A 26,205-nucleotide genomic window follows, 5' to 3' on the forward strand; every position below is an offset into this window, starting at 1 on the left:
CCGGCCTAAGCAGAAGCGCCGCCCCCTTTCGGGAGCGGCGCTTTTTTCATTCCTGCGCTGTGTCTGCGGCCTCTAGCCCTTCGGGCTGGCCGACAACAACGAAATGCAGGTTTTCAGGCTCCAACAGCTCGGCAGCGACGCGTTTGACGTCTTCGAGCGTGACCGCCTCGACCCTGTCGTTGCGGGTGGCGATATAGTCGGTTGGCAGGCCCAGCATCTGCATGCCGACGAGGATATTGGCAATGGGCGTATTCCCATCGAAGCGCAGCGGATAGGCGCCGGTGATATAGGTTTTGGCGGCGTCCAGTTCCTCTTGCGTGATGCCTTCGGCGGCGGCCTTGGCCCATTCGGCGCGGATCACCTCGATCGCGTCGGCGATGCGGTCATTGGACGAGCTGACAGAGCCGAGGTAGGTCTCGGCCAGATCACGCGGGGCGAGGTAGGAATAGACGCCGTAGGTCAGGCCACGTTTCTCGCGCACCTCGGTCATCAGCCGGGATTCGAAACCGCCGCCACCGAGGACGTGGTTCAGCACCGTCGCGGTGAACCAATCGGGATCGTCCTGCGCGAGGCCGGGCTGACCAAAAAGCGCGACGGACTGCGGGGTGGCGAAATCGACCACGGTGGTGCCACTGGGGATATCGACCTCGGCCCGGGGCGGCATCGGCGCACCCTCGGCGGGCAGCCCCCCCAACAGTTTGTCGAGCATCTGGCCCAACTCCTCGGGTGTGATGTCGCCCACCGCGCCGACGATGATGCGGTCCCGCGCCAGCACCGCGCGATGCGCGGCGAGCAGATCGTCACGGGTCAGGCCAGCGACGCTTTCCAATGTGCCATTGAGCGAACTGCCATAGGGGTGATCCCCAAAGGCGATCCGGTCAAAGGTCTGTTGGGCGATTTTGTTGGGGTCTTTCTGGTTCGACTGGATGTTCGAAATCACTTGGCCGCGCACCCGCTCAATGGCGTCTTCGTCGAAACGCGGCTCCTGAAGGGCCGCGCGCAGAAGGTCGATTGAGGGCGCGAGGTTCTCGGTCAGGAAACGTGCGGAGACGGAAAGCGCATCGTCAGAGACATCAAAGCTGAGGTTCGTGGCCAGCGCTTCGGTCGCGCGGCTGAAGGCGCGGGCGTCCATCTCGCCCGCCCCTTCTTCCAAGAGGCCGGTCATCAGGTTGATCGCACCGCGTTTGCCGGGGGCATCGAGAGACGCGCCGCCACGGAAACGGATTTCCAACGCCACGAAGGGGATCGAAGGCTCCTCGACCAGCCAAGCGGTGATGCCGCCGGGGCTGGTCACCTCCTGAATATCGACCTCGGCGCGGGCGGGGAGTGCGGCAATTACCGTCAGGATCAGGGCGTAGATCAGTCTCATTGCGCGTCCTCCTTCATCAGCCAACCGGTGACCGATGCGCGTTTGTCGAACAGGTCGCGGGCGGCCTGCATGATGTCCTCGGCGGTGACGGCCTGAAGCACATCGGGCCATGCCTGCACGTCCTCGACCGTAAGCCCGATGGCGAGGGCCGAACCATAGCGGTGCGCTACGCGGTCCGCGTCGTCGCGGGCGTAGATCTGATCGGCACGCAACTGCGCCTTGAGACGTTCGAGGTGTTCCGGGTCGACACCGGCCTCCATAAACTGCGCGAGCGCCTCGTCCAGCGCCTCTTCGGCCTGTTGCAGGCTGACGCCGGGCACGGGCAGCACGACAAGGTCAAAGGTCGTGTCGTCCAGCGTGTCGGCCTTGTAGAAGGCGCCGGTGTAATTGGCGATCTGCGCGTCGAATTGCAGTTTCTCGGCAAGGTAGGACGTGGTGCCGCCGCCCAGCAATTCGCTAAGCAGCAAGAGCGCCGCCGCTTCCTCCTGTTCGCCGCTGTCGCGTTCCTGCGCAAGGTAGGAGCGGCGGACATAGGGCTGGGCCACGCGGGCGTCTTTGTAGATCAACCGGCGCTCGGCGATCTGGGGCGGCTCTTCGGTGCGCAGACGCTCCGGCAAGGCGGGGTTGGCGGGGATTTGGCCATAGGTGGCCTCGGCCAGTTCGCGCACTTCTTCCGGCGTCACATCGCCGGAGACCACGAGGATGGCGTTATTGGGCGAGTAGTAGAGTTCATAGAACGACAGCGCATCTTCGAGGTCCAACTCCTCCATCTCATGTTTCCAGCCGATGATCGGCACGCCGTAGCGGTGGTTGAGATATTGCGCGGCGTTGAGTTGTTCGCTGAACAGCGCGGCGGGGTTGTTCTCGGTCCGCTGGTTGCGTTCTTCGAGGATCACATCGCGTTCGGTTTCGATGTTTTCGGGGGTCAAACGGATGTTCTTCATCCGGTCGGCCTCCATCTCCATCATCAGGCCAAGGCGGTCTGCCGCGACGCGCTGGTAATAGGCGGTGTAATCGTAGCTGGTGAAAGCGTTGTCGCGCCCGCCGTTGGCCGCCACCGTGGCGGAAAATTCGCCCGCTTCCAGCTTGTCGGTGGCTTTGAACAGCAGGTGTTCAAGGAAATGCGCCACGCCGGATGACCCTTTGGGTTCATCCGCCGATCCTGCGCGGTACCAGACCATCTGCTGCACGACCGGGGCGCGGTGGTCTTCGACGACCACGACCTCCATGCCGTTATCAAGGGTGAAATGGGTGACCGCTTCGTTCTCGGTCTGCCCCGCCTGCGCGGCGGGGGCTGTGAAAAGCGTTGCCACCAGGGCCGCCATCATCGGCAGTCGGATCATTGCTTACCTCGAAATATATCGCCTCTCGCATTACCTACGCGGTCTGGCGCTACTTTCAAGAAGCCTAGCGAAAACGTGTGTCCTGCGGCGGGTAGGACGGCGTCCGCCCGCCTGCCCTGCGCCAGCGCTCCGCCTCGCTATGGGCGTCGAGGATCATGCGCTTGTAGGCTTGGCCGTAGCGATCAACCGGGACAATGCGGAATTGGGTAAAGCGGCCCTTGCGCTTGCGGAATTTCGCGTCGGCCTCGGCCAAGCTCTCACGGATGCCGGGCTGCACGCCCATCCGGCCCGCATGTTGGACCAGCGCCGCATCTCCCGCCGGGATGCCAGCAGAGGTATCCAAACGCCCGCCGAATGCCGCCACCCCTTCGGCCACCGCCGAGCGGTCGGTCAGGTTCGCCTGCCCCGGCGCCGGCGTGGGCAGGGTGTTCAGGTTGTCGGGACGCTCCAGCGGCTTAACCGGTTGGATCAGGAACTCATCAGGCCCTTCAGAAGTCGGCTGCAAATCGCGAAGGCCCTGATTGCTGCAGGCGGCGAGGGCCAGCGGGATCAAGCTGATGAGGGCAATGCGGCGCATGGTGTCTCCTTTCGGGGTCTGCTTGTTCAATATCGCAGGCAAGCGGGCAATGTCACTGACCTTTTTTGCCCCGGCGTTTGGGCGCGCTTTTCGGCTCTCCGGTAAAGAGGATCAGGCCAAGGGCGCCGACAAAGATAAAGACGTCCGCCAAGTTGTAGACGAAGGGGTTGTTGATGCCGCAGCAGGAGTTGTTCAGGAAGTCCAGCACATAGCCATAGATCAGCCGGTCTGCCACATTCGCTAGCGCCCCGCCGACCAGCAGGCCACCGCTGAGCTGCGCCCAACGCCCATGCGGGCTGCGCCAGAGCCATAGGGTGACGCCCGCGCAGATCACCAGCGCCACCACGATCAGCACCCATTGGCTCATGTCGCCGCCAAGGCCAAAGTTGATGCCCCGGTTTTCCCCATAGCGGAAATTCAGCACCGGCGGCAGCACGTCGATGGAGCGGACACGCGCCAGTTCCATCATGTGAATGACCACATATTTGCTGATCTGGTCGATCAGAAAGGCCACGAAGGCCGCGATGCCGAATGTCCGCATGGGGCTCCCCTTTGCCTAGTGCCGGAAGTGGCGCATGCCGGTGAAGACCATGGCAAGCCCCGCCTCATCGGCTGCCGCGATCACCTCGTCATCGCGCATGGAGCCGCCGGGCTGGATCAGCGCCGTGGCACCGGCCTCTGCCGCGGTGATCAGACCGTCGGCGAAGGGGAAGAAGGCATCGGAGGCCACGACCGACCCTTGGGTCAGGGGTGCCGCGATATCCATCACCTCGGCCATGTCCTGCGCCTTGCGCGCGGCGATGCGCGTGCTGTCCACCCGGCTCATCTGGCCTGCGCCCACGCCTACGGTGGCACCGTCTTTGACATAGATGATGGCATTGGATTTGACGTGTTTCGCCACGGTCCAGGCAAAGAGCATGTCATCGAGTTCTTGATCCGATGGCTTGCGCTTGGTCACCACTTTCAGGTCATCGCGGGTGATACGGCCCACGTCTTTGTCCTGCACGAGGAACCCGCCCGAGACCTGCCGCACGGCGAGCGCAGCGGCAGTCGGGTCGGCCAGACCTTCGGTAGTCAGCAGACGCAGGTTCTTCTTGGCGGCGAAGATGCGTTTGGCATCCTCGTCCGCACCCGGCGCGATGACGACTTCGGTAAAGATCGCGGCGATGGCCTCTGCCGTTGGCCCGTCCAGCGGCTGGTTCAACGCGATGATGCCGCCGAAGGCCGAGGTGCGGTCACAGTCGAAGGCCCGTTTATAGGCCTCGAGCAGGGTCTCCCCGCGCGCCACGCCACAGGGGTTGGCGTGTTTGATGATCGCGCAGGCGGGGCCGTCCTTGGGGTCGAACTCGCTAACCAGCGCAAAGGCCGCGTCGGTGTCGTTGATGTTGTTGTAGGACAGTTCCTTGCCTTGGTGCTGCACGGCGTTGGCCAGACCGGGGGCATTGGAGCCATCGGTGTAGAAGGCCGCCTGCTGATGCGGGTTCTCGCCATAGCGCAGGGTCTGGGCCAGCGTGCCGCCGAAGGTGCGGCGGCGCGGCGTGGCCTCGACCTGCGCGGCCATCCATGTGCTGACGGCGGTGTCATAGGCCGCGGTGCGGGCATAGGCGGTCTGGGCCAGACGCTGGCGCAGAGCGTAGGTGGTCTGACCGTCGTTGGCCTCCATCTCGGCAATCACCTCGGCGTAGTCCTCGACATCCACCACCACATTGACGAAACCGTGGTTCTTCGCCGCCGAGCGGATCATCGCCGGGCCGCCAATGTCGATGTTCTCGATCACCTCGGCGTATTCCGCGCCCTTGGCGACGGTTTCCTCAAACGGGTAAAGGTTCACCACCACCAGATCGATCGCGCCGATGTTGTGTTCGTTCATCGCGCCGACGTGTTCGTCATTGTCGCGCAGGGCCAGCAGACCGCCATGCACGACCGGGTGCAGCGTTTTCACGCGCCCGTCCATCATCTCGGGAAAGCCGGTCACATCGGCCACATCCAGAACCTCAAGCCCCGCGTCGCGCAGCGCTTTCGCGGTGCCGCCGGTGCTGAGCAATTCGACGCCCCGCGCCGCCAAAGCCTTGCCAAGGTCCAAAAGACCGGTCTTGTCGGATACGGAAAGCAGGGCGCGTTTGATGGGATAGAGGTCGGGCATGGGGCTGGTTCCTTGGTCAGTCTTCATCAGCATAGGGATCGTCGATCGACAAATCTCGCACGCCAATCGCAGTTTCCTGCGCTTTTGACAACGACCAGCGCACCCGCGTGGCATAGTTCATGGCATAGCCCGAGAGCACGATCTGCTGCGCGGCGCGCGGTTTTAAGCGGGTCGTCTCAAGGTAAACCCCCGGTTCCAAAGACAGATTATGGGTGCCATCATGGCGAAACACCCAAATCTCCCCGCTTTTCAGCGCCATGGATATTGCAGCCCCGCCAAGGTCCAGCGTGGCATCCACATCCGGGTGCAGGTGAAACCGGATGTCGAAGGCGACCCCCTTTGACTGGGCAGCGTTCAGCACCTTGTCAAAGCGCCGCTTCTCCGCCCCCTCGATCGCCAGCAACATATCCTCCCCCGAGAGGCCGCGCCCGTCTGCGGTCAACTCCAGCCGCCGCGCATGGGTCAGACCGTGGCTGCGCAGATAGGCGTCATGCGCGCCTTCGAAACGCAGCCCATCCGCCGCCTCTCCGATCTCGACGGGCACGTGGCGCGGGCCCGCGATCAACGCCTCCGCCCCGCTATGCGGATCAGGCTCCGCCAGTCGCGCGCTGGAATGGCCGACGAGCGACAGGGCCGAATGCGACGGCGTGGCGCGCCCCGCCCGCCGCCACTCCAGCCCGAAGGACGCGCCGGAGCCGCAGTTCACCACCAAGGGCCGCCGCCCCGAGGTGAGCTCGAATGCCAATGTGGAGGCATGGGCATTGGTCGAGGCCGCACCGCTTGGCGGGGCTGCCGCATCGACGATCACGCTGGTGCGGCCTGCGGACAGTCTTGCAAAGCCCATGGCCAGCCCATCGGGCTGCCGCGTCCTGACCTTTGCCGCCGCCAGCGCGTGGTCCAGCCAGCCCTCCATGCCGCGCCCGCCGCCGTGAAACCGCGCCAACGCCCCATCCGCATGGCGTAGGCTGCGCAGGGTCGGCGCGATGCGCTCGATCGCGGTCAGATGCTCCCTGGGCGTGCTGCGGCCCGCATCGCTCAGCGCGGCGGCGGCCCATGTCAGCAGGGTGAAGACGGCCAGCAGTTCCTCGGGGTTGCGCGTGGGCAGCCCCCCCTCGGCATCGATCTGGCTGGCGCATTCCCGGGCGAGGGCCTTGACCGCCGGATCGGCCAGTTCGGCCAGCCCCTCAAGCGACAGGCTGGCATAGATCAGCCCGGCCAGCGCCTCAAAACGCGGCAGGCCGGGGGCCGCCCCGCGCCAGCGTTTCGACAGGAACCGGGTCTGCCGTTCGAGGGATCGGTAGAAGGCATCGCTCTGCTCGGTCTCCGTCCCCCGCAGCATAAAAAGCGCGTGATTGATCCACCGGATCAGCCGCCGCCCCGTCAGCGCCGGGGTCCAGCCCGGCCCCTGCCCGCGCCCGAAACGGTCGATCCAGCCCCAAAGCCACGCCTGCGCCGCCCCCCGCGCCCGCGCATCGCCCACCGCAGCGAGGTCATCGAGCCACGCAAAACCGTGCAGTTCCGCGGCAAAGGCGGGGTCAGGCGGGCTAAGGTCCCACATGGCGGCTTGCGGCGCGGTCAGCAGGCTGCCGGCAAAGAGGTAATTGCCCGCCATCAACTGCCGCCCCCGCGCGAAAGAGCCGATGGTGCGCGGCTCGGGCGAGGAGGTGAACGCGACGACCCGCCCCCGGCCTCGGGTCGCACGCCAAGCGTGCCAGCGGTTCAGAAACCGCGCCCTGCGGGCCATGACGCTGGAAAGATTAATCATATCAAGCTGCCCCTGACGCTCTGCTGGCGTTTGGCGGCAGCATAACCGCGGCCCCACAATGAGTCACCGGATTTTCCCCGCGCGGCGGAGGATCGGCGGGGAACCGACGCTTGCCACCGCGCGGCGGCGCGGCCTAAACAGGAACACCCCAAGCGGAGCCGCCGATGATCGCCAGCCTGATGATGTACCTGCGCCCCGAGACAGCCGAGGCGACAGGGCGCTACTGGGCGTTAATCCGTGACGCGCTGCGCGCACAGGGCATCCCGGCCCCGGAAAGGCTGAGCGATGATGCCGAGGAATTCGCCGTCTGGACCGCGCTGGACCTCACCCTTTCCCAGACCTGCGGGATGCCTTACCGCCTGTGGCTGCACGACCGTGTCACGCTGATCGGCACGCCGGACTTTGGCGTCGAAGGCTGCCCGCCGGGGTATTACAACAGCGTTTTCGTGGTTCGCGCCAATGATCCCCGTGAAACAATTTCCGATTTCCACGCGGCGCGCTTCACCTACAACCAGACGTTCTCGCAATCAGGCTATGCCGCCCCCTACGCGCATTGCCGGGCGCGGGGCTTTTGGTTTGCAGAGCGTAGCCAAAGCCACAGTCACCGCGCCTCGGCCAAGGCCGTGGCCGAGGCGCGCGCGGAGATCGCGGCGCTGGATGCAGTCTCTTGGCGGCTGATCGAAAGCCATGACGCTTTCGCGGGCGACCTGCGGGTGCTAGAACGCACGGCCCCCACCCCCGGCCTGCCCTATATTGCGGCAGCGGGTGCCGATGCGGTGGCAACAGCCGCGGCGGTGCGCGCGGCCATTGGCGGACTCACGGCAGCAGATGCCGCCACGCTAGGGCTCCGCGGCCTCATAGACATCCCGAAAGCGGCCTATCTCGCCGTCCCCTCCCCACCCGACGGGGCGTGAGGGTCAGTCCTTGCGCAGACAGGCGATATAGAACCCGTCCATCCCGCCTTGATCGGCCCAGAAGTCGGGGCGCAGGCGCAGCCCGCCCTCTTCGGTGTGCCAGTCGGCCTCGACGCCGGGCACCTCCAGCGCGGCGGTGTCGACGGTCATGTCGCCATGCCGCTCCAAGGCTTCGTCGACCTGCACCTCGCCCTCGTCCGGCAGCAGGCTACAGGTGCAGAACACCAACCGCCCGCCGGGCTTGAGTAGGCTCCAGGCATGGTCGATCAACTCGGATTGCAACTCGATCAGATCACCGAATTCCGATCCGTCTTTGGCATAAGGCAGGTCCGGGTGGCGGCGGATGGTGCCGGTGGCGGAGCATGGCGCGTCCAGCAGAATGGCGTCGAATGTGCCCTGCACGGCGCGCGCATCCTTGGTCAGCGTCTTGGCCTTCAACCCCACGCGGGCAAGGTTTTCCTTCACCCGCTGCATCCGGGGATGCGACTGGTCGACAGCGGTAACGACCGCCCCCGCAGCGGCAAGCTGCATGGTCTTGCCCCCCGGCGCGGCGCAGAGGTCCAGCACCGTCTCGCCCTCCTTCGGGGCCAGCACCCGCACCGGGATCGCGGCGGCGGCATCTTGCACCCACCAGTCCCCCTCGGCGAAGCCCGGCATGGTAGAGACCTGCCCGGCATCCGTCACCCGGACGGAGCCTGTCGGCAGCAGCGTGCCGCCCACCGCCTCGGCCAAGGCGGCAGCATCGCCCTTGGCGGTCAGATCAAGCGGTGCGCCCGCAAAATGCGCCTGTTCCATCGCGGCCATGGCATCGGTGCCCCAAGCCTCGGCCAGCGGTCCGCGCAGCCATTTGGGCAGGCGCGGCGCGCGCAGGGCACCCCACGCCTCGGGCCCCTGAGCGGCGACTTTGCGCAGCACGGCGTTGGTCAGCCCTTTGAGATGGCTCAGCGTGCGGTGTTGCGAGACGAGGTTCACCATCGCGTTCACCACCCCATGCGCGGCCCCGCCCTGACAAAGCTCGACCGCGCCGACCCGCAGCACATTGCGCACGGTCAGCGGCGGTGCCTTTTGCAGGTGCTTTTGCAGCAACCGGTCCGCCCGTTCCAACCCGCGCAGCGTGTCCTGCGCCAAACGCTGCGCCCGCGCCCGATCATCGGGGGGCAGCTTGTCCAGCGCGCCCGCGGCAAGAAGCTCGGACATCAGTCGCGGCTCATCGCCCAAAATCTGATCCAGCAGATAAACCGCGCTTCTGCGGGCCTGAACGCCTGTGTCTGCCATGGTCATATCCTATCTGGGTCTGGCTTGAGGGGTTGCCGGGTTGTCTGGGCCAGCGGGCGACGTATATCAAGGGAGAACTTGGCTCAAGAGGACCATGATGCCCGATCAACGCCCCATTCCCGACAGCAAACCCGGCCCTGATCCCACGCCCAGCCCCGCGCCGGACCTGCCCCCGCAGCCCAAACCGCGGCCGAAACCGATCCCCGACACGCCGCAAGACCCGACGCCAGCCCCCGGCCCCGATCTGCCCGCCGCCGCCCAGCGCGCCTTGGCCGAGGCTGCCGCCCGGCGTGAGGCGGCAGCCGCGCTCGACATGCCCACCGAACTTGGCGGGCGCGATGGGCCAGAGCCTGTGCGCTATGGCGATTGGGAAAAGAAAGGCATCGCCGTCGATTTTTAAGCGCCTCAGCGCAGGGTCAGCACCGCCGACTCCCCCGCGCCCCTGTCAGAGGTAAAGCGGAGTTTCGCGCCATCGCGGGCGACCAATTGGCAGTTATAGCCCAGATCCTTGCCGCCCCAGACAAGCGTGCGGCAGAAATAGCCGTCTTTCCACGACCACTTGCCGGTCACCTCCCAAACCGCGCCCCTGCCGGAAATGGCCCCGCCTGAGGTGACCCGCAGATCGACCAGCGGGCGGGTTAGCCTTTTGCCATTCACTGCGGCGATGAAGTCTGACTTATTTTGAATACGGGCATATTCCGCCGCAGCGGGCAGACCAACAGCCGCGAGCATCGCTGTCACAGCCAGTGCAAAGGTAATCTTCATCGAAACCTCCCTTGGGGTGAGTTGCCTGAGGCACTCACGTAGCCAAGGAAGGTAAAGTTTCAGATAATTTGCCTGCGCCTCAGCCCTTCAGGCCAAGCACGTCCAACATGTCATATTCCCCCGGCGCTTTGCCCTGCCCCCAAAGCGCGGCCTTGAGCGCCCCGCGGGCGAAAAGCGCACGGTCCGAGGCGATGTGGCGCAGGATGATCCGCTCTCCGGCGGCGGCGAACATCACGTCATGTTCGCCCACAATGTCGCCGCCCCGGATCGCCGTGAAGCCGATATCGCCCTTTTGCCGCGCGCCGGTGATCCCGTCGCGGCCCCGGTCCGAAACATCCGCCAGTTTGACACCGCGCCCCTCGGCGGCGGCTTCGCCCAGCATCAATGCAGTGCCCGAGGGGGCATCGACTTTCTGATTGTGGTGCGATTCGATGATCTCAATGTCGTAATCCACGTCCAGCGCGGCGGCGACCTGCCGGGTCAGCTGCGTCAGCAGGTTCACGCCGAGGCTCATGTTCCCCGCACGGACGATGACGGCCCCCTGTTCGGCAGCGGGGGCAAGCTGCGCGATCTCGTCTTCGGTCATGCCGGTGGTGCCGATGACATGGACGATGCCAGCCTTGGCGGCCTCACCGGCGAAAGCGATGGTGGCCTGCGGCGCGGTGAAGTCGATGACGGCCTGCACCTTGCCAAACGCCTCTGCCGCATTGTCTGTCACAGTCACGCCCGAGGCCGTGCCGCCCATCGCCTCGCCCAGATCGCGGCCAATCCAGTCATGGCCCGGACGCTCTAGCGCCGCGGCCAGATGCATTTTGTCGCTTGCGTTGATCTCACGGATCAACATTTGGCCCATGCGGCCAGAGGCGCCGGTGACGGCAATGCCGGGGGTCTGTGTCATACTCGGTCTCCTGCGGTTCTGGCCGTGACTGGCAGGGCCGGTTTAGCCCGTCGCGGAGCGCTTGGCAAAGTGCAACCGAAGCCTTAGATGGGGGGCATGGCAAAGAACAAGTTTCATGAGGGCCCCGGCCCGTCGCAACGACAACTCCGCGTGGGCGAAACCGTCCGCCGCGCCTTGTCCGATGTCCTCGCACGCGGGGATGTGCATGACACCGATCTCAATCGGATGTCGATCACCGTGGGCGAGGTGCGCATCTCTCCCGACCTCAAGATCGCCACAGCCTATGTGCTGCCCTTGGGCGGTGAAGGTCAGGAAGATGTGCTCAAACTGCTGGCCCGCAACAAAAGCGAACTGCGCCGTCAGGTCGCCAAGAAACTGACGCTCAAATTCTCGCCCGATCTGCGCTTTCAGTTGGACCAGACCTTTGACCGGATGGACGACACCCGCCGCATGCTGAACCAAGAGGTGGTGCGCCGCGATGCGGATGCCCCCGATGACGACGGCGCCGATGACAGTGCCGACGGCGCGCCGGATCAGTGATCCGCGCGGGCCTGATCGCATTCGCGCTCCTGGCGCTGAAAGGCACGCCAGCGGACGCTGCCGAATGCCGCAACATTACCTTTGACGGCAGTTCCTACACGATCTGCGAAGTCGATCTGGAGCGGGATGACCTGCGGCTCTTTCTTAACAATGAGGCGGGCGCGCCCTATGGGTTCTTCGGCTCGCTTGACGAGGCGCTGAAAGCGCAGGGGCTGCGGCTTGGCTTTGCCATGAACGCGGGCATGTACCACGAAGACCGCTCTCCGGTCGGACATTACATCGAAGAAGGGGTCGAAACGCGCGGCGTGATCGACAGCGCAGGCCCCGGCAATTTCGGCCTGCTGCCCAATGGGGTCTTTTGCCTGCGCGAGGGCCGCGCCGATGTGATCGAGACCAAGCGCTATCTCAAGGCCAAGCCGAACTGCCGTTTCGCCACGCAATCCGGCCCGATGCTGGTCATCGACGGGGCGCTGCACCCGCGATTCCTGCCCGACAGCACCTCGCGCTACATCCGAAATGGGGTTGGCACCACGGCAGATGGCAAGCGCGCGGTTTTCGCGATTTCTAATGACGTGGTTACCTTTCACGAATTCGCCCGGCTCTACCGGGATGAGTTGGACCTGCCTAACGCGCTGTATTTCGACGGCAATATCTCGCGCCTGCGCGCCCCCAGCCTGCGCCGCAGCGGGGCGGGCTTCACCACCTTGGGGCCGATCGTAGGCATCGTGACGCCCGCAAAGTAAGCTTTTCCCCGCTTGGGGGCTGGGCAGCGCGGCGCGGCTCCGATAGAGGGCAGCACCACAAAGCGAAGGGGCAAGACATGGCACGCAAACGCAAGGGTCGCGATATTTCTGGTTGGCTGGTGGTGGACAAACCCGCTGGCCCCACCTCGACCGCCGTGGTCAACAAGGTCCGCTGGGCGCTGGAGGCCAAGAAGGCGGGCCATGCAGGCACGCTCGACCCCGAAGCGACCGGCGTTCTGGCCATCGCCTTGGGCGAAGCGACCAAGACCGTGCCCTATATCACCGACGCGCTCAAAGCCTATGAGTTCACCGTGCGGCTCGGCATCGCCACCAATACCGACGACGCCGAAGGCGAAGCCATCGGCACCTCTGACCTGCGCCCCGATGATGCCGCGATCAAGGATGCGCTGAACGGCTTCATCGGTGACATTCAGCAGGTGCCGCCGCAGTTCTCCGCCGTAAAGATCGACGGCCAACGCGCCTATAAACGCGCCCGCGACGGCGAAGAGATGGAGATCGCCGCCCGCCCCCTATGGGTGGAAAGCCTGCTGCTGGTCGACCGCCCCGATGCCGATCATGTCACGCTTGAAATGGTCTGCGGCAAGGGCGGCTATGTCCGCTCCATCGCGCGCGATCTGGGGCAGAAGCTTGGCTGTCTCGGCCATGTCCGCGAATTGCGCCGCACATGGTCCGGCCCGTTCGAGGCAGGCAACGCCCTGACGCTGGCGCAGGTGGACGAACTGGCCCGGACACCGGAACTCGACACCTATCTGTTGCCGCTGGCCGAAGGGCTGGCCGAGCTGCCCGAAGTCAAAGCCACCCCCGAAGGCGCCACCCGCCTGCGCAACGGCAACCCCGGCATGGTCATCGCCCATGACGTGGAATATGGCGATGAGTGCTGGGCCTCGCTCGATGGGCTGCCTGTCGCCGTGGGTCGCTTCAAGGCGGGAGAGCTGCATCCGAGCCGGGTGTTCAACCTGTCGTCGGACGCGAATGAGGGCTGAATGGCCCTGATCACCCGCAGCCACACCAAGGGCGACGCGCCCTCGACGGCGGTCTATTCGCCCTGCGAGCAGTACCGCTACAGCCTCACGCGGGTTTGGGACAGCGCGGCACCGCGGGTGATGTTCGTGATGCTCAACCCCTCCACCGCGACCGAGGTGCAGAACGACCCGACGGTCGAGCGCTGCGAGCGTCGGGCGCGGGTGCTGGGCTTTGGCGGCTTCCGGGTGACCAATATCTTCGCCTTCCGCGCCACCGACCCGCGCGACATGCGCGCCGCCCCCGATCCCATCGGCCCCGACAATGACGCCACGCTGGTCGAGGGGGCCGATTGGGCCGACCGCATCATCGCCGCTTGGGGCGTGCATGGTGCTCATCTCGACCGCGGTCTCGCCGTCGCGGCTCGGCTGGCTGAGGGGGCAAAACCGCTCTACCACCTCGGCCTCTCCAAAGCCGGGCATCCCCGCCATCCGCTTTACCTGCCCTACACCCAAGAGCCGGTTCTGTGGCAGCCCGAGCCCCCGGCGCGGGCAGGCATTCGTTAACCATTTCCCCGCTATTCCTTTGATTTTACAGCCACGACATGCCCTTTTGAAGCTGGGACGATGTGTGGGGCATCAAGCAATCAACGGGTGGAACTGCGGATGTTGTGGCTGGCTGGAGTAATGGGTCTGATGGCGGTCGGCGCCGTCACTTTCGTGGAAATCGAAACACCGCCGGAGGACGAGCTGCCGGAGGGGGACAGCCCGGGCGGCGGCACCACCACGGTCGGAGATATCCTGTTAGGCAGCGATGACGGTGAGACGGTGCAGGGCGGCCCCGGCGACGACCAGCTTGGCGGCTACGGCGGGGAGGACCTGCTTCGTGGCGGCGGCGGGGATGATGACCTGCACGGCCACGGCGGCAATGACACGCTCCAAGGTGGCGCGGGCGGCGACATTCTGCATGGCAATGACGGGGATGACGACCTTTTTGGCGGCGCGGGCAACGACAGCCTCTTTGGCCACAATGACGATGACTTTCTCTATGGCGGGGCGGGCGATGATGCGCTGCAAGGCGCGGCGGGGGATGACCTGCTGGAGGGCGATGCCGGAAACGATGCCCTGCAAGGCGGGCTTGGCGACGATGCGCTGCGCGGCGGCGCGGGCATGGATACGCTTTTTGGCGGCTGGGGCGACGACACGCTCACCGGGGCGGATGACCAACAAAGCCCCGATTTCCTGAACGGCGGCGGCGGCGACGACCTGATCATCGCGGGCGCCGGGGATGTGGTGACCTCGGGCGACGGCACCGATCAGATCGCCTTGGGGGACTGGATCGGCCAAGGCGGGGCGGCGCAGATCACGGACTACCACGCGGCGGACGATTCGCTGCTCTTTGTCTGGGACGACAGCAGCGCGGGCGGGGCGGAGCCGCCGCTCTCCATCCTGCCCGACCCGGAGGATGCGGGCCAAACCCTCGTCCTGCTGGATGATATCATCGTCGCGCGGGTGGCGGGGGACAGCATCACGCTGGACGATATCGCGCTGATCCCGCTCTCTGCAGCCTTCGACCTCGGCCTCGCGGCCTAAGGCGGGGCGGAGCCCATGCGCAAATCACCCTTTGCCAAAGGCGAAAATTCCTCCTATACGCCCCCATCGCCTGCTGATTCCGTCAGCGGGTGATATCTCCATGGGCCTGCGCTGGACGACATCCCGGCCTGCGCCATCCATTTTAACTCTTTTCGAAAGGAGACCCCGATGTCGATCACTGCTGAAGAAAAAGCAAAAGTCATGAAAGAATTCGGCACCAAAGAAGGCGACACCGGTTCGCCCGAAGTTCAGGTTGCCATTCTGACCTCGCGCATCACCACGCTGACCGAGCACTTCAAGACCCACAAGAAAGACAACCACGGCCGCCGTGGTCTTTTGAAAATGGTCGCGACGCGCCGCAAGCTGCTGGATTACGTTAAGGCCAAAGACGAGTCCCGCTATCAGGACCTGATCAAACGCCTCGGCCTGCGCCGCTAATCGCGCGCAAGCCGCCGGAAGTTCCGGTGACAGGACGACCAAAACCTCCCGGCCCCCGCCGGGAGGTTTTTTGTTGCGCGCAGACCGCAGCGCGCTGCGGCGGAGAGAACCCGCCGCTTATGGCCCCGAGGCGACAGAACACTTCCCATTTGCCATGAAAACATGTATGCCCGCGCAATCTGAAATCCGGCGCCCGGACTCCAGCGCCTGAAAAAGAAGATACCGGAGTCAGGGGCAATACGGCCCCTATGCAATGGCCAATGGGCCAAAAAGGAAACGTAGATGTTTAATGTAACGAAAAAATCGATCCAGTGGGGCGAAGAGACGCTGACACTGGAAACCGGTAAGGTTGCCCGTCAGGCGGACGGGTCGGTGATTGCCACGCTGGGTGAGACCAGCGTCATGGCCAACGTGACGTATGCACGTCAGCAAAAGCCCGGGCAGGATTTCTTCCCCCTGACCGTGCACTACCAAGAGAAATACTATGCCGCCGGTAAAGTACCGGGTGGCTTCTTCAAGCGTGAGGCCCGCCCCACCGAGAAGGAAACCCTGACCGCGCGTCTGATCGACCGTCCGATCCGCCCGCTCTTCGTCCCCGGTTTCAAAAACGAAGTTCTGGTGATGTGCACCGTGCTGAGCCACGATCTGGTCAACGACCCCGACATGGTCGCCATGATCGCTGCCTCCGCCGCGCTGACACTCTCGGGCGCGCCCTTCATGGGTCCGATCGCGGGCTGCCGTGTGGGCTATGAGGGTGGCGACTATGTGCTGAACCCCACCATCGACGACATGCAAGACCTGCGCACCAACCCCGACCAGCGCCTCGACCTCGTGGTCGCGGGCACCAAGGACGCGGTGATGATGGTCGAATCCGAAGCCTATGAGCTGTCGGAAGAGGAAATGCTGGGCGCCGTTAAATTCGCCCATGAGCAGATCCAGCCGGTCATCGACCTGATCATCGATCTGGCCGAGGAAGCCGCGAAGGAGCCCTTCGACTTCCAGCCCGAAGACTATTCCGATCTGTCGGCTGCCGTGAAAGCCGCTGGCGAAGACGAAATGCGTGCCGCTTTCGCGATCGTGGACAAGCAAGAGCGCACCGCCGCCGTTGCTGCCGCCCGCGAAACCATCAAGAGCAAGCTCACCGAAGAGCAGCTTGAGGACAAGAACCTCAGCTCCGCGATGAAGGGCCTTGAGGCCAGCATCCTGCGCGGCGACGTGGTGAAAACCGGCAAGCGTATCGACGGTCGTCGCACCGACGAGATCCGCGACATCGTGGCCGAAACCGGCATCCTGCCGCGGACCCACGGTTCGGCGCTCTTCACGCGTGGTGAGACGCAGGGCCTCGTGGTGACCACGCTCGGCACCGGCGACGATGAGCAGTTCATCGACGCGCTGCACGGCAACTTCAAATCGAACTTCCTGCTGCACTATAACTTCCCGCCCTACTCGGTCGGCGAAGTGGGTCGCGTGGGCCCTCCCGGACGCCGCGAAGTCGGCCACGGCAAGCTTGCATGGCGCGCCCTGCAGGCGGTTCTGCCCGCGGCGACCGACTTCCCCTACACCATCCGTCTGGTCTCCGAGATCACCGAATCCAACGGCTCCTCGTCGATGGCATCGGTCTGCGGTGGCTCCCTGTCTATGATGGACGCGGGCGTGCCGCTGAAATCGGCCGTGGCCGGTGTGGCCATGGGTCTGATCCTCGAAGATGACGGCTCCTACGCGATCCTGTCGGACATCCTGGGTGACGAAGACCACCTTGGCGACATGGACTTCAAGGTCGCGGGCACCGAAGCCGGCATCACCTCGCTGCAGATGGACATCAAGGTCGCAGGCATCACGCCCGAGATCATGGAGAAAGCCCTGGCACAAGCCAAAGAAGGCCGCATCCACATCCTCGGCGAGATGAACAAGGCGATCTCCGGCGCCGCGGACTTCTCCGTTCACGCCCCGCGTATCGAGACCATGCAGATCCCGACCGACAAGATTCGTGAAGTGATCGGCTCCGGCGGCAAGGTGATCCGCGAGATCGTCGAGGTTTCCGGCGCCAAGGTCGACATCAACGACGAAGGCACCATCAAGATCGCCAGCCCCAACGGCGAAGCGATCAAGAAAGCCTATGACATGATCTATTCGATCGTGGCCGAGCCCGAAGAGGGTGCCATCTACACCGGCACCGTCGTGAAAATCGTCGATTTCGGCGCCTTCGTGAACTTCTTCGGCAAGCGCGACGGTCTGGTCCACGTCTCCCAGATCGAAAACCGCCGCCTGAACCACCCTTCGGACGTTCTGAAGGAAGGTCAGGAAGTGAAAGTCAAGCTTCTGGGCTTCGACGATCGCGGCAAGGTGCGCCTGTCGATGAAAGTCGTCGATCAGGAGACCGGCGAAGAGATCACTGCCGAGAAGAAAGAAGCGGCAGAGGGCTAAACCCCGACCGCGACCTGACTAACGAAGGCCCCTGCGCAGCCGCGCGGGGGCCATTTTCGTAGCATGAAGGTTCAACCTCTCGAACCTAGCCATCCCGCAAGCATGCTGATCACATTGCTCCGGTCCGCATGACGTGCCTCCCGCGCTACGGAGACTTTATCGACTTGCGCCGCCGTCTGATGAAGCTATCTAGCGCGCATGACCGAGAAAACGCTTTCACCAATTGATGCCGTCATCGCCTGGGTCGATGGGAACGACCCCGCCCACGCGGAAAAACGCCGCCGTTATGCGGCCGAAGACGGCGTCCGGCACAAGACATCGCAGGCCGCTACACGCTTCGACAGCCAAGGCGAGATTTACGTCTGCGTGGCCTCGATCCTCAAGTTCTTGCCGTTCATTCGCACCATCTGGATCGTGACCGACGGCCAGCGACCGCCGTTCATCGATAATTTCGCAACGTCTGGGCATTGCTCGGCGGACAAAATCCGGATTGTCGATCACCGTGATATTCTGGGTGACCATCCGGAGGCTCTGCCCACCTTTAACAGCCTGACAATCGAAGCCGCGCTTTGGCGCATTCCGGGGCTGGCGGACCGGCATATCTATTTTAACGACGATATGTTTGTCAAATCGAGCCTGCCTCCGTCCTACTTTTTCGACGAGGATGGGCATCCAAAAGTCCGGGGGCGAATCCTCAGTATGCGATCCACGGGCGGTATCGACTGGCTAAAGCACGACCTGTTGCGCAAGCTCCGTCCAAATCACTGGGGTCGCGCCTCCTTCCGCACAGCTCAGGAGAACGGCGCTCTCGCCGTAAGAAACCAACGCACATTCATTCACCAAGAGCATTGGCCCCACCCGATGCGAACCACGACGCTTGCGCGCTATTACGAAGAGAACCCTGAGGAGTTTGCCAAACAGGTCCGTCCGCGCTTCCGTGTGCGCGAACAGCATTGGCCGATCTCACTACACAATCATCTCACGACAGTAACAGCCTACGAACCGCCCCGTGTGGCCTATGCAAAACCCGGGCGCCATGTCGATACAATGCTCAGCCAACTGCTGGCCGAAGGTTACGACTTTGGCTGCATGCAGAGCTTGGATGAAATCGACCCCGACAAGACCGCTCGGCTATTCAGCGGTCTTGTCGACATCTATCAGCCCTATCTCGATATGAGAATGCTGGGCGCGGGGGCATAAACCTCCCCGCGCCCCTTAGGCCTTCAATTTGGCTTTGCGCAAATAGGGCAACACCGTCTCAAACGCCCCGAACTTCGCCTTGGCGTCCTCATCCGACACCGTCGCGGGGATGATCACATCCTCACCCACCTGCCAATCCGCAGGCGTCGCCACAGCGTTCTTCGCCGCCGTCTGCAACCCGTCCAAAGCCCGCAGAACCTCTGCAAAGTTCCGGCCCACGTTCATCGGATAGGTCATGCTCAGCTTCAACTGCTTATCCGGCCCGATGATGAAAACCGACCGCACCGTGGCACTGTCATTGGGCGTACGGCCATCGGGCAGATAGGCCTCCGCAGGCAGCATATCAAAGGCTTTCGACACCTCCAGCCCCGCATCCGCGATGATCGGGAAACCGGCCTCGGCGCCTGCAACCTTCTCGATATCGCCCTTCCACTTCTTATGCTCTTCAACACCGTCAACACTGACGCCGATCACCTTGGTGCCGCGCTTTTCCCATTCCTCGGAAAGCCGCGCCACGGCGCCGAACTCGGTGGTGCAAACCGGGGTGAAATCCTTCGGATGCGAGAACAGGATCGCCCAGTTGTCACCGACGAAGTCATGCAGGGAAAAACTGCCCTGATCGGTTTCGACTGTAAGATCGGGAATAGTGTCGTTGATACGCAAGCCCATGATATCCTCCGGGTCAATCTGTGAACAGATAGGTCAGAGGTAATCGCAAACCCCGCCGGTTTCACCCCCCGATCGCCACAAAGCCCAACTTCACCGCAGCGCCACGGCCCCTTCCCCTTCATCCTTTCTTAAATACCAATCCCGCCCCCACCTCACGGCGCAAGGCCGGGCAGGGAGCGCAGCTCAGAAAGGCGCCTTGGCCCGCACCTTCGTCGATGCGCCACCCTGCGGATGGTTGAACCGCAATTCCTCGCTATGCAGCATCAACCGCGGAAAATCCCGCGCGGCCCCCGTGGCATAGAAAGGGTCGCCCAAAATCGGATGCCCAAGCGCCAGCATATGCACGCGTAGCTGATGGCTGCGCCCGGTCTTGGGGAAAAGCCGAAGGCGCGCAGTCTCCCCATCGTTCTTGACCATCTTCCAGTCGGTCTGCGCAGGTTTGCCGGTCTGATGGCAGACCATCTGCCGGGGGCGGTTGGGCCAATCGACGATCAGCGGCAGATCGACACTGCCGGATTTCTCCGCTGGCACCCCCCAGACCCGCGCGACATAGGTCTTGCGGGTCATGCGCTTTTCGAACTGCAACCCAAGGTGACGCTGCGCATGGGGCGTCAGGGCAAAGATCATCACGCCCGAAGTGTCACGATCCAACCGGTGCACCAGCAGCGCTTGGGGAAAGACCGCCTGCACCCGCGTGATCAGGCAATCGGCCAGATGTTCGCCCTTCCCCGGCACGCTGAGCAGCCCTGACGGTTTGTCGACCAGCAGAACTTCGGCATCTTCATGCAGAATGACCAGCGGGTCCTGCGGCGGGTTATATTCGCTATCCATGGCTCCCCCTCGCAGATGCAGCCCCGCGGATCAAGCGGGGGCGTGGCCGTCAGGCGACGGCGGCGAAACTATCCTTGAGGATCGCGCTCAGCGCATCGGCATCGGCTTGGGTGAAAGCGTTTGGCTGGTCGCTGTCGATGTCGAAAACGCCCAGCAACTCCCCCGCGCCGTTCCAGACCGGCAGCACCAATTCCGAACGTGTCGAGGAGGCGCAGGCGATATGGCCCGGAAAGGCATCGACATCCTCGACCAATTGCACCTCGCCCGTGCGCGCCGCGGCCCCGCAGACCCCGCGCGAAAAGGGGATGACCAGACAGCCGTGCCCGCCTTGATAGGGGCCGATCTTCAGCAATTCGGGCGCGGTCACCCGGTAAAAGCCGGTCCAGTCAAAGCGGTCATCCGCGTGATGCACTTCGCAGGCGATGGTGGCCATCAGGGCCACGGCATCGTCTTCGCCCTCGGTCAGGGCGGCGATGGTCTTGGCGAGGGTTTGGTAGTCGACGGTCATGGGGATACTCATATTGCAGACGGGAAAAGGGAGGCTAACCGCCTCCCCCATAAATACTCTAGTCGGCCCGTAGGATCAGGGGCGCTCAATGGCGATGGCGGTGCCTTCGCCACCGCCGATGCAGATCGCCGCGACACCACGTTTCAGCCCGCGTTTTTCTAGCGCGTTCAACAGGGTCACCATGATCCGCGCGCCCGAGGCACCGATTGGGTGGCCAAGCGCGCAGGCGCCGCCGTTGACGTTCACGATATCATGCGAGAGGTCCATTTCATGCATGAAAGCCAGCGGCACAACGGCGAAGGCCTCGTTGACCTCCCACAGATCGACATCCTCTTTCTTCCAGCCGATCCGCTCCAGCAGCTTTTGCGCGGCGGGCACGGGTGCTGTTGTGAAAAGCCCCGGCGCTTGGGCATGGCTGGCGTGGCCCACGATCCGTGCACGGATGTGCAGCCCTTTGGCATTGGCGCTGTCCTCATCCGCCAAAACCAAAGCCGCCGCCCCATCGGAGATCGACGAGGAATTCGCCGCCGTCACCGTACCGCCCTCGCGGAAGGCGGGTTTTAGCTGGGGGATCTTCTCGGGCCGGGCACTTGCGGGCTGTTCGTCAGCGCTGACCGTGGTGCTGCCGCGGCGCGACCTCACCTCGACCGGGGCGATCTCATCTTCAAAGGCGCCGCCCTCCTGCGCCTCGATGGCGCGCGATAGCGACGCCAGCGCATAGTCGTCTTGGGTTTCACGGGTGAACTGGAAACGCTCGGCGCAATCCTCGGCAAAGGTGCCCATCAGGCGGCCTTTGTCATAGGCATCTTCCAAACCATCGAGGAACATGTGGTCGATCACCTGACCGTGCCCCAGCCGCGCGCCGCCGCGCATTTTCGGCAGCACATAAGGCGCGTTGGTCATGCTTTCCATGCCGCCCGCGACCATCACATCGGTCTGGCCAAGCGCGATCTGGTCAAAGGCCATCATCGCCGCCTTCATGCCCGAGCCGCACATCTTGTTGAGCGTGGTGGCCGGCACCTCTTCGCCCAGACCGGCCTTGAACCCGGCCTGACGCGCGGGCGCTTGGCCTTGCCCCGCGGGCAACACGCAGCCCATTAGAACCTCTTGCACCTCGGCAGGATCCGTCTTGCCCAGGGCCGCCTTGATCGCGCTGCCGCCCAATTCGGCGGCGGTCAGCCCCTCGAAGGCCCCTTGGAAACCGCCCATCGGGGTTCTGGCTGCACCGGTTATCACGACATTGCGCATCACGTTCTCCTAGAGTTGCACCGCATACCGGATGGTAAGGTTTTACGGCTAATCACGTCTCGAACTTCAAGTCTTGAGGCATGTTTATGGAAGTTTCCGCGAAAACAGAAGACCGCTTTTGCCTCGTCAGCGTGCTGCACGACCGCATCGATGCCGCCGCCGCGTTGGAGTTCAAGGATGCCATGCGCCGCGCCACGGCCCATGCGCCGCCGGTGGTGATCCTTGATCTGCACCGGGTGAATTTCATCGATTCCAGCGGGCTGGGCGCGATCATCGCGGTTATGAAACATCTCGCGCCAAAGCGCGCGCTGGTGCTGGCCGGGCTGACCCCGGCGGTGGAAAAGGTCTTTACCCTGACCCGTATGGGTACGGTTTTCGGCATTTTTCACACGCTGGACGCCGCCCTTACAGCGTATCGGGGATAGCGCGATGCGGCTCTCCGCCGCGCGGTCCGCGCTCTGCCCGTTCGAGATCACCGTTCACAGCGGCCCGCAGGCCGCGCGGGAGGCGCTTACGCTTTTGCTGGACGCGCTTAGCTGCCTTTCGCTCGGGGCCGAGGAGGTCTGCGTGGTGCGTTTGGTTGTCGCCGAAATGCTCAACAATATCGTCGAACACGCCTACCCCGACCCGCACCCCCCCGGCCCCATCCATATCGCCTGCCATCACGCGCCCGACGGCCTGCACCTTGCCGTGTCGGACGAAGGGCTGCCGATGCCCGATCTGCAAGTGCCCTTGGGCCTGCCGCAAGAGATCGACCGCCCGGTTTGCGACCTGCCCGAAGGCGGCTTTGGCTGGTTCCTGATCCGCGATCTGGCGAAAGACCTGACCTATCGCCGCTTGGCCCAAGAGAACCGGATCGACCTGCGGCTCCCGGTCGGGTTACCGCCGCGTTAACACCTGCGGCAGGGCGTCCCGCATATTTCGCAAAACGGCCCCGCTGGGATCACAATTGCGCCTTGGTTGCCGGTCATAAACGGTGCTGTAGCTGCATATGGCTTCCCTCGGTGCCGTGTTTAATAGCCCCCACCCAGTACGCGGTGCCGAGGAACTTTCCCCCGCATTGGCAGAACCGAGATCTCCGTCTAGGGTCACGCTGACGTAATTCAGCGAGGGGCAGCACATGCGCGATTTTCACCTTCCCGGCCGGTCACCGGTCTTGGCCACCAACGGCATCTGCGCCACATCGCATCCGCTAGCCGCGCGGGCGGCGGTCGATATCCTTGCGCGAGGCGGCAACGCGATGGACGCGGCCATCGCCGGGGCGGTCTTGCTAGGCATTTGCGAGCCGCAGATGACCGGGATCGGCGGCGACTGTTTCGTGCTCTACTCCCCGGCGGGGAGCGAGGAGGTCCATGCCCTTAACGGGTCCGGCCGCGCGCCAGCGGCGCTGGATGCCGCGAAACTGCGGGACAAGGGCGAGCAGACGGTGCCGCTCCGCTCGGCGGATGCCGTGACCATCCCCACGGCCATCGACGCCTTCTGCCACCTCTCGGAAAGCGCCGGCAAATTGGGGTTGGACGCCCTGCTCGCCCCCGCGATCCACTATGCCGAGGCGGGGGTGCCCGTCGCCCCGCGCGTGGCCTTTGACTGGGCCACCGACGGCGGCACCCTTCAGGGACGCGCGCGGGATCACTTCCTCATCAACGGCAAAACGCCCCGCACCGGCGACATCTTCCGCGCGCCGGGACAGGCCGAAGTGCTGCGCCGCGTGGCCGTGCAGGGCCGCGATGCCTTCTACACCGGAGAGATCGCCGAGGACATGATCGCCAGCCTGCAAGCCGCAGGCGGCAGCCACAGCGCCGCGGATTTCGCCCAGGCCCGCGCCGAGGTCACGACGCCCGTGTCAGGCCAGTACAAAGACCTCGAAGTGGTCGAACATCCGCCCAATGGCCAAGGGGCGACAGCCCTGCTGCTGATGAATATCCTCGATCACTTCGACATCGCCGGGATGGACCCATTGGGGGCCGAGCGCCTGCATATCGAAGCTGAGGCCACCAAACTGGCCTATGACGCGCGCAACCGCTTTTTGGCCGACCCGGACCACACCGCGCGGCTGGAGCATATGCTCGCCCCCGAAACCGCCCGCGCCCTTGCGGCCCTGATCGACCCCAAACGCGCCATGGCCGCCGCCGCCCCGATCAGCGAGGCGGTGCATAAAGACACGATCTATATCACCGTGGTCGACGGCGACGGCATGTCGGTCTCGCTCATCTATTCGATCTTCCACGGCTTCGGCTCTGGCATCGCCTCGGACAAGTTCGGCATCCTGCTGCAAAACCGTGGCGCGGGTTTCACATTGGAGGAAGGCCACCCGAATGAGCTGAAAGGCGGCAAACGCCCGATGCATACGATCATCCCCGGCATGATCCGCGAGAATGGCCGGGTGACCATGCCCTTTGGCGTGATGGGCGGGGCCTATCAGCCCTGCGGCCATGCGCGCTTTGCCTCGAACCTCACCGATTTCGGCATGGATGTGCAAAGCGCCATCGACGCACCGCGCGCCTTTGCCGATGGGCAGGTGATGAAGGTCGAGCGCGGCTTTGGCGACGATGTGCGCCAAGCCTTGAGCGATCTGGGCCATAGAGTCGAAGTGCCCGAAACGGCGATCGGCGGGGCGCAGGCGATCCGCATCCGCGAAGATGGCGTGCTGGAAGGCGCGAGCGATCCGCGCAAGGACGGCTGCGCCTTGGGCTATTGATGAAACGCTTGGGCTGGCGAAGGCCCGCCGGGCTTAGTTCATCTGGAAATGCAGCGGATAGGCACCGTCGGTGAAGGGGCCGAACAGATCGGGGATATCGGGGTGGTCCACAGGCTCCCCCGAATAATCAGCCACGAGGTTCTGCTCGGAGACATAGGCCACATAGTAGCTCTGATCATTCTCGGCCAAGAGATGATAGAACGGCTGGTCTTTCACCGGACGGTTCTCTTCGGGGATCGCCTCATACCATTCTTCGGTGTTGGCGAATTCCGGATCGACGTCAAAAATCACGCCCCGAAAGGGATGCTTCTTGTGACGGACAATCTGCCCGAGGTGATATTTTGCGCGTGTTCGTATCATAACATGCTGCCCCTACCCCTCGACGGTAGCCCTTTCAAGGGGCTTTTGTCCAATCACAGCGGCTCTGCGCGGGGAAACAGACTGTGAACGCCGCGCCGACAGTGGGTTTCCGGCGGCATCATAGCTGGGGATCAACCGCTTTGCTGCATTTCCGCGAAATACCGCCTGCGCGGGGCCGCATGGTCAGCGCAATACCGCCCAGCAAACCGAGCATTTTCCCAATTTAGTGATGTGATGGAGGGGGTGAATCGGTTAAACTCCTTCGAAAAAACGACCCTAATAAAAAACGAGAGGCGAGAGGCAGATGACCAAGCATTTTTGCGCAATGATGATCGTACTGCTGGTGGCATCCTGCGGCGGCGGGCCTCAAACGGCCCCGCGTGATCTGGATAACGCCTGCACGATCCTGAAAGATCACCCCGACTACCTGCGCGCATTCCGCGCGACCGAGCGGAAATGGGGTGTGCCCATCCACGTTCAGATGGCCACGATCCACCAAGAGAGCAAATTCGTGGCGGATGCCCGGACGCCGTTCAAATATGTGCTGGGCGTGATTCCGATGGGCCGCCAATCCAGCGCCTTTGGCTATTCGCAGGCTTTGGACGCGACATGGGATGAGTATCTGGAATCCGAGGGCCGCTGGCGCGCCAAACGCGACCGGATTCGCGACGCGAGCGATTTCATGGGCTGGTACATGAACCTGACGCGTGAGCGGAACGGCGTCTCCCTGCATGACGCCCGCAACCAATACCTCGCCTATCACGAGGGCCACACCGGTTTTGCCCGCAAGAGCTATAATAGCAAGGCGTGGCTGGTCGGGGTCGCGGGTAAGGTCGATTCCCGCGCCAAACTCTATCAACGGCAGATCGCCGGTTGCCGTCTGGGCCGCTGGTAAACCCGCCCACTCCAATGCAAACCGCCCCG

At 64.0% G+C, this 26,205-nt stretch carries 28 protein-coding genes; 14 read left to right on the forward strand and 14 right to left on the reverse strand.

Features of this window, described 5'->3' with window-relative positions:
- Window positions 1-46: 46 nt before the first annotated feature.
- The 6 genes from ACGYLO_RS00220 to ACGYLO_RS00245 form a co-directional block, all read right to left on the reverse strand.
- Complete coding sequence (locus ACGYLO_RS00220; RefSeq protein ID WP_271688873.1) at window positions 47-1,369, reverse strand: pitrilysin family protein; 1,323 nt, start codon at window positions 1,367-1,369, stop codon at window positions 47-49.
- Window positions 1,366-2,712, reverse strand: coding sequence for a pitrilysin family protein (locus ACGYLO_RS00225; RefSeq protein WP_271688872.1), 1,347 nt, complete (start codon window positions 2,710-2,712; stop codon window positions 1,366-1,368). Before ACGYLO_RS00225 ends, ACGYLO_RS00220 begins: the two co-directional genes overlap by 4 nt.
- Before the next feature lie 64 nt (window positions 2,713-2,776).
- Entirely contained in the window at window positions 2,777-3,289 is a 513-nt protein-coding gene (locus ACGYLO_RS00230; RefSeq protein WP_271688871.1) for a DUF3035 domain-containing protein, read from the reverse strand.
- A 52-nt stretch (window positions 3,290-3,341) separates the two neighbouring features.
- A complete protein-coding gene (gene lspA, locus ACGYLO_RS00235; protein WP_271688870.1) occupies window positions 3,342-3,830 on the reverse strand; it encodes a signal peptidase II in 489 nt (162 codons plus the stop codon).
- A gap of 15 nt (window positions 3,831-3,845) precedes the next feature.
- On the reverse strand, window positions 3,846-5,432 hold the full coding sequence (gene purH, locus ACGYLO_RS00240; RefSeq protein WP_271688869.1) for a bifunctional phosphoribosylaminoimidazolecarboxamide formyltransferase/IMP cyclohydrolase: 1,587 nt from the start codon (window positions 5,430-5,432) through the stop codon (window positions 3,846-3,848).
- A 16-nt stretch (window positions 5,433-5,448) separates the two neighbouring features.
- Window positions 5,449-7,197, reverse strand: a complete 1,749-nt coding sequence (locus ACGYLO_RS00245; RefSeq protein WP_271688868.1) for a heparinase II/III family protein — start codon at window positions 7,195-7,197, stop codon at window positions 5,449-5,451.
- 164 nt (window positions 7,198-7,361) lie between these two features.
- Here ACGYLO_RS00245 and ACGYLO_RS00250 point away from each other — a divergent pair, with 164 nt between their 5' ends.
- Window positions 7,362-8,111, forward strand: a complete 750-nt coding sequence (locus ACGYLO_RS00250; RefSeq protein ID WP_271688866.1) for a phosphate/phosphite/phosphonate ABC transporter substrate-binding protein — start codon at window positions 7,362-7,364, stop codon at window positions 8,109-8,111.
- Window positions 8,112-8,114: 3 nt separating this feature from the next.
- On the opposite strand, the gene ACGYLO_RS00255 is transcribed toward ACGYLO_RS00250, so the two are convergent.
- The gene (locus ACGYLO_RS00255) at window positions 8,115-9,386 is read right to left on the reverse strand and encodes an RsmB/NOP family class I SAM-dependent RNA methyltransferase (RefSeq protein ID WP_271688864.1); all 1,272 of its coding nucleotides are present in this window, start codon (window positions 9,384-9,386) and stop codon (window positions 8,115-8,117) included.
- Window positions 9,387-9,585: 199 nt separating this feature from the next.
- Between ACGYLO_RS00255 and ACGYLO_RS00260 the strand changes: the two genes are divergently transcribed.
- Complete coding sequence (locus ACGYLO_RS00260) at window positions 9,586-9,786, forward strand: DUF1674 domain-containing protein (protein WP_271689916.1); 201 nt, start codon at window positions 9,586-9,588, stop codon at window positions 9,784-9,786.
- Window positions 9,787-9,791: 5 nt separating this feature from the next.
- Here ACGYLO_RS00260 and ACGYLO_RS00265 read toward each other — a convergent pair whose 3' ends face one another.
- Both ACGYLO_RS00265 and dapB read right to left on the reverse strand, forming a co-directional pair.
- Entirely contained in the window at window positions 9,792-10,151 is a 360-nt protein-coding gene (locus ACGYLO_RS00265) for a dihydrodipicolinate reductase (RefSeq protein WP_271688862.1), read from the reverse strand.
- Between the two features lie 79 nt (window positions 10,152-10,230).
- Window positions 10,231-11,049, reverse strand: a complete 819-nt coding sequence (gene dapB, locus ACGYLO_RS00270; RefSeq protein ID WP_271688860.1) for a 4-hydroxy-tetrahydrodipicolinate reductase — start codon at window positions 11,047-11,049, stop codon at window positions 10,231-10,233.
- Window positions 11,050-11,145: 96 nt separating this feature from the next.
- Here dapB and rbfA point away from each other — a divergent pair, with 96 nt between their 5' ends.
- The 8 genes from rbfA to ACGYLO_RS00310 all read left to right on the forward strand — a co-directional run bounded on the left by rbfA (window position 11,146) and on the right by ACGYLO_RS00310 (window position 18,967).
- Window positions 11,146-11,589, forward strand: a complete 444-nt coding sequence (gene rbfA, locus ACGYLO_RS00275; protein ID WP_271688858.1) for a 30S ribosome-binding factor RbfA — start codon at window positions 11,146-11,148, stop codon at window positions 11,587-11,589.
- A complete protein-coding gene (locus ACGYLO_RS00280) occupies window positions 11,586-12,332 on the forward strand; it encodes a phosphodiester glycosidase family protein (protein WP_394374327.1) in 747 nt (248 codons plus the stop codon). Before rbfA ends, ACGYLO_RS00280 begins: the two co-directional genes overlap by 4 nt.
- A 77-nt stretch (window positions 12,333-12,409) precedes the next feature.
- The gene (gene truB / locus ACGYLO_RS00285; RefSeq protein WP_276154393.1) at window positions 12,410-13,336 is read left to right on the forward strand and encodes a tRNA pseudouridine(55) synthase TruB; all 927 of its coding nucleotides are present in this window, start codon (window positions 12,410-12,412) and stop codon (window positions 13,334-13,336) included.
- Window positions 13,337-13,342: 6 nt separating this feature from the next.
- Complete coding sequence (locus ACGYLO_RS00290; RefSeq protein ID WP_271689914.1) at window positions 13,343-13,879, forward strand: DUF1643 domain-containing protein; 537 nt, start codon at window positions 13,343-13,345, stop codon at window positions 13,877-13,879.
- Between the two features lie 87 nt (window positions 13,880-13,966).
- A complete protein-coding gene (locus ACGYLO_RS00295; protein WP_331618922.1) occupies window positions 13,967-14,905 on the forward strand; it encodes a calcium-binding protein in 939 nt (312 codons plus the stop codon).
- A gap of 168 nt (window positions 14,906-15,073) precedes the next feature.
- Entirely contained in the window at window positions 15,074-15,343 is a 270-nt protein-coding gene (rpsO, locus tag ACGYLO_RS00300; protein WP_067266742.1) for a 30S ribosomal protein S15, read from the forward strand.
- A gap of 282 nt (window positions 15,344-15,625) precedes the next feature.
- Window positions 15,626-17,767 carry a polyribonucleotide nucleotidyltransferase gene (pnp, locus tag ACGYLO_RS00305; protein ID WP_067266744.1) on the forward strand — a complete coding sequence of 714 codons (2,142 nt, stop codon included), beginning with the start codon at window positions 15,626-15,628 and terminating at the stop codon, window positions 17,765-17,767.
- Between the two features lie 198 nt (window positions 17,768-17,965).
- The gene (locus ACGYLO_RS00310; protein ID WP_271688856.1) at window positions 17,966-18,967 is read left to right on the forward strand and encodes a stealth family protein; all 1,002 of its coding nucleotides are present in this window, start codon (window positions 17,966-17,968) and stop codon (window positions 18,965-18,967) included.
- Between the two features lie 15 nt (window positions 18,968-18,982).
- Here ACGYLO_RS00310 and ACGYLO_RS00315 read toward each other — a convergent pair whose 3' ends face one another.
- The 4 genes from ACGYLO_RS00315 to ACGYLO_RS00330 form a co-directional block, all read right to left on the reverse strand.
- Entirely contained in the window at window positions 18,983-19,636 is a 654-nt protein-coding gene (locus ACGYLO_RS00315; RefSeq protein WP_271688855.1) for a peroxiredoxin, read from the reverse strand.
- Window positions 19,637-19,819: 183 nt separating this feature from the next.
- Window positions 19,820-20,467: a pseudouridine synthase gene (locus ACGYLO_RS00320; RefSeq protein ID WP_271688854.1), complete on the reverse strand. Its 648-nt coding sequence runs from the start codon at window positions 20,465-20,467 to the stop codon at window positions 19,820-19,822.
- Window positions 20,468-20,516: 49 nt separating this feature from the next.
- The gene (locus ACGYLO_RS00325; RefSeq protein WP_209218454.1) at window positions 20,517-20,975 is read right to left on the reverse strand and encodes a GAF domain-containing protein; all 459 of its coding nucleotides are present in this window, start codon (window positions 20,973-20,975) and stop codon (window positions 20,517-20,519) included.
- Between the two features lie 75 nt (window positions 20,976-21,050).
- Window positions 21,051-22,223: an acetyl-CoA C-acyltransferase gene (locus ACGYLO_RS00330; RefSeq protein WP_271688852.1), complete on the reverse strand. Its 1,173-nt coding sequence runs from the start codon at window positions 22,221-22,223 to the stop codon at window positions 21,051-21,053.
- A gap of 86 nt (window positions 22,224-22,309) precedes the next feature.
- Here ACGYLO_RS00330 and ACGYLO_RS00335 point away from each other — a divergent pair, with 86 nt between their 5' ends.
- The 3 genes from ACGYLO_RS00335 (at window position 22,310) to ACGYLO_RS00345 (ending at window position 24,921) form a co-directional block, all read left to right on the forward strand.
- Window positions 22,310-22,648, forward strand: a complete 339-nt coding sequence (locus ACGYLO_RS00335) for an STAS domain-containing protein (protein ID WP_271688851.1) — start codon at window positions 22,310-22,312, stop codon at window positions 22,646-22,648.
- Window positions 22,649-22,652: 4 nt separating this feature from the next.
- Window positions 22,653-23,117, forward strand: a complete 465-nt coding sequence (locus ACGYLO_RS00340; RefSeq protein ID WP_271688850.1) for an ATP-binding protein — start codon at window positions 22,653-22,655, stop codon at window positions 23,115-23,117.
- Between the two features lie 226 nt (window positions 23,118-23,343).
- Complete coding sequence (locus tag ACGYLO_RS00345) at window positions 23,344-24,921, forward strand: gamma-glutamyltransferase family protein (protein WP_271688849.1); 1,578 nt, start codon at window positions 23,344-23,346, stop codon at window positions 24,919-24,921.
- Between the two features lie 33 nt (window positions 24,922-24,954).
- On the opposite strand, the gene hspQ is transcribed toward ACGYLO_RS00345, so the two are convergent.
- Window positions 24,955-25,281 carry a heat shock protein HspQ gene (hspQ, locus tag ACGYLO_RS00350; RefSeq protein ID WP_067261750.1) on the reverse strand — a complete coding sequence of 109 codons (327 nt, stop codon included), beginning with the start codon at window positions 25,279-25,281 and terminating at the stop codon, window positions 24,955-24,957.
- Window positions 25,282-25,585: 304 nt separating this feature from the next.
- Here hspQ and ACGYLO_RS00355 point away from each other — a divergent pair, with 304 nt between their 5' ends.
- Window positions 25,586-26,176: a lytic transglycosylase gene (locus ACGYLO_RS00355; RefSeq protein WP_271688848.1), complete on the forward strand. Its 591-nt coding sequence runs from the start codon at window positions 25,586-25,588 to the stop codon at window positions 26,174-26,176.
- Window positions 26,177-26,205 lie beyond the last annotated feature (29 nt).

This window comes from Sulfitobacter sp. 1A13353 (assembly GCF_043557255.1).
Taxonomy (GTDB): Bacteria; Pseudomonadota; Alphaproteobacteria; order Rhodobacterales; family Rhodobacteraceae; genus Sulfitobacter; species Sulfitobacter faviae.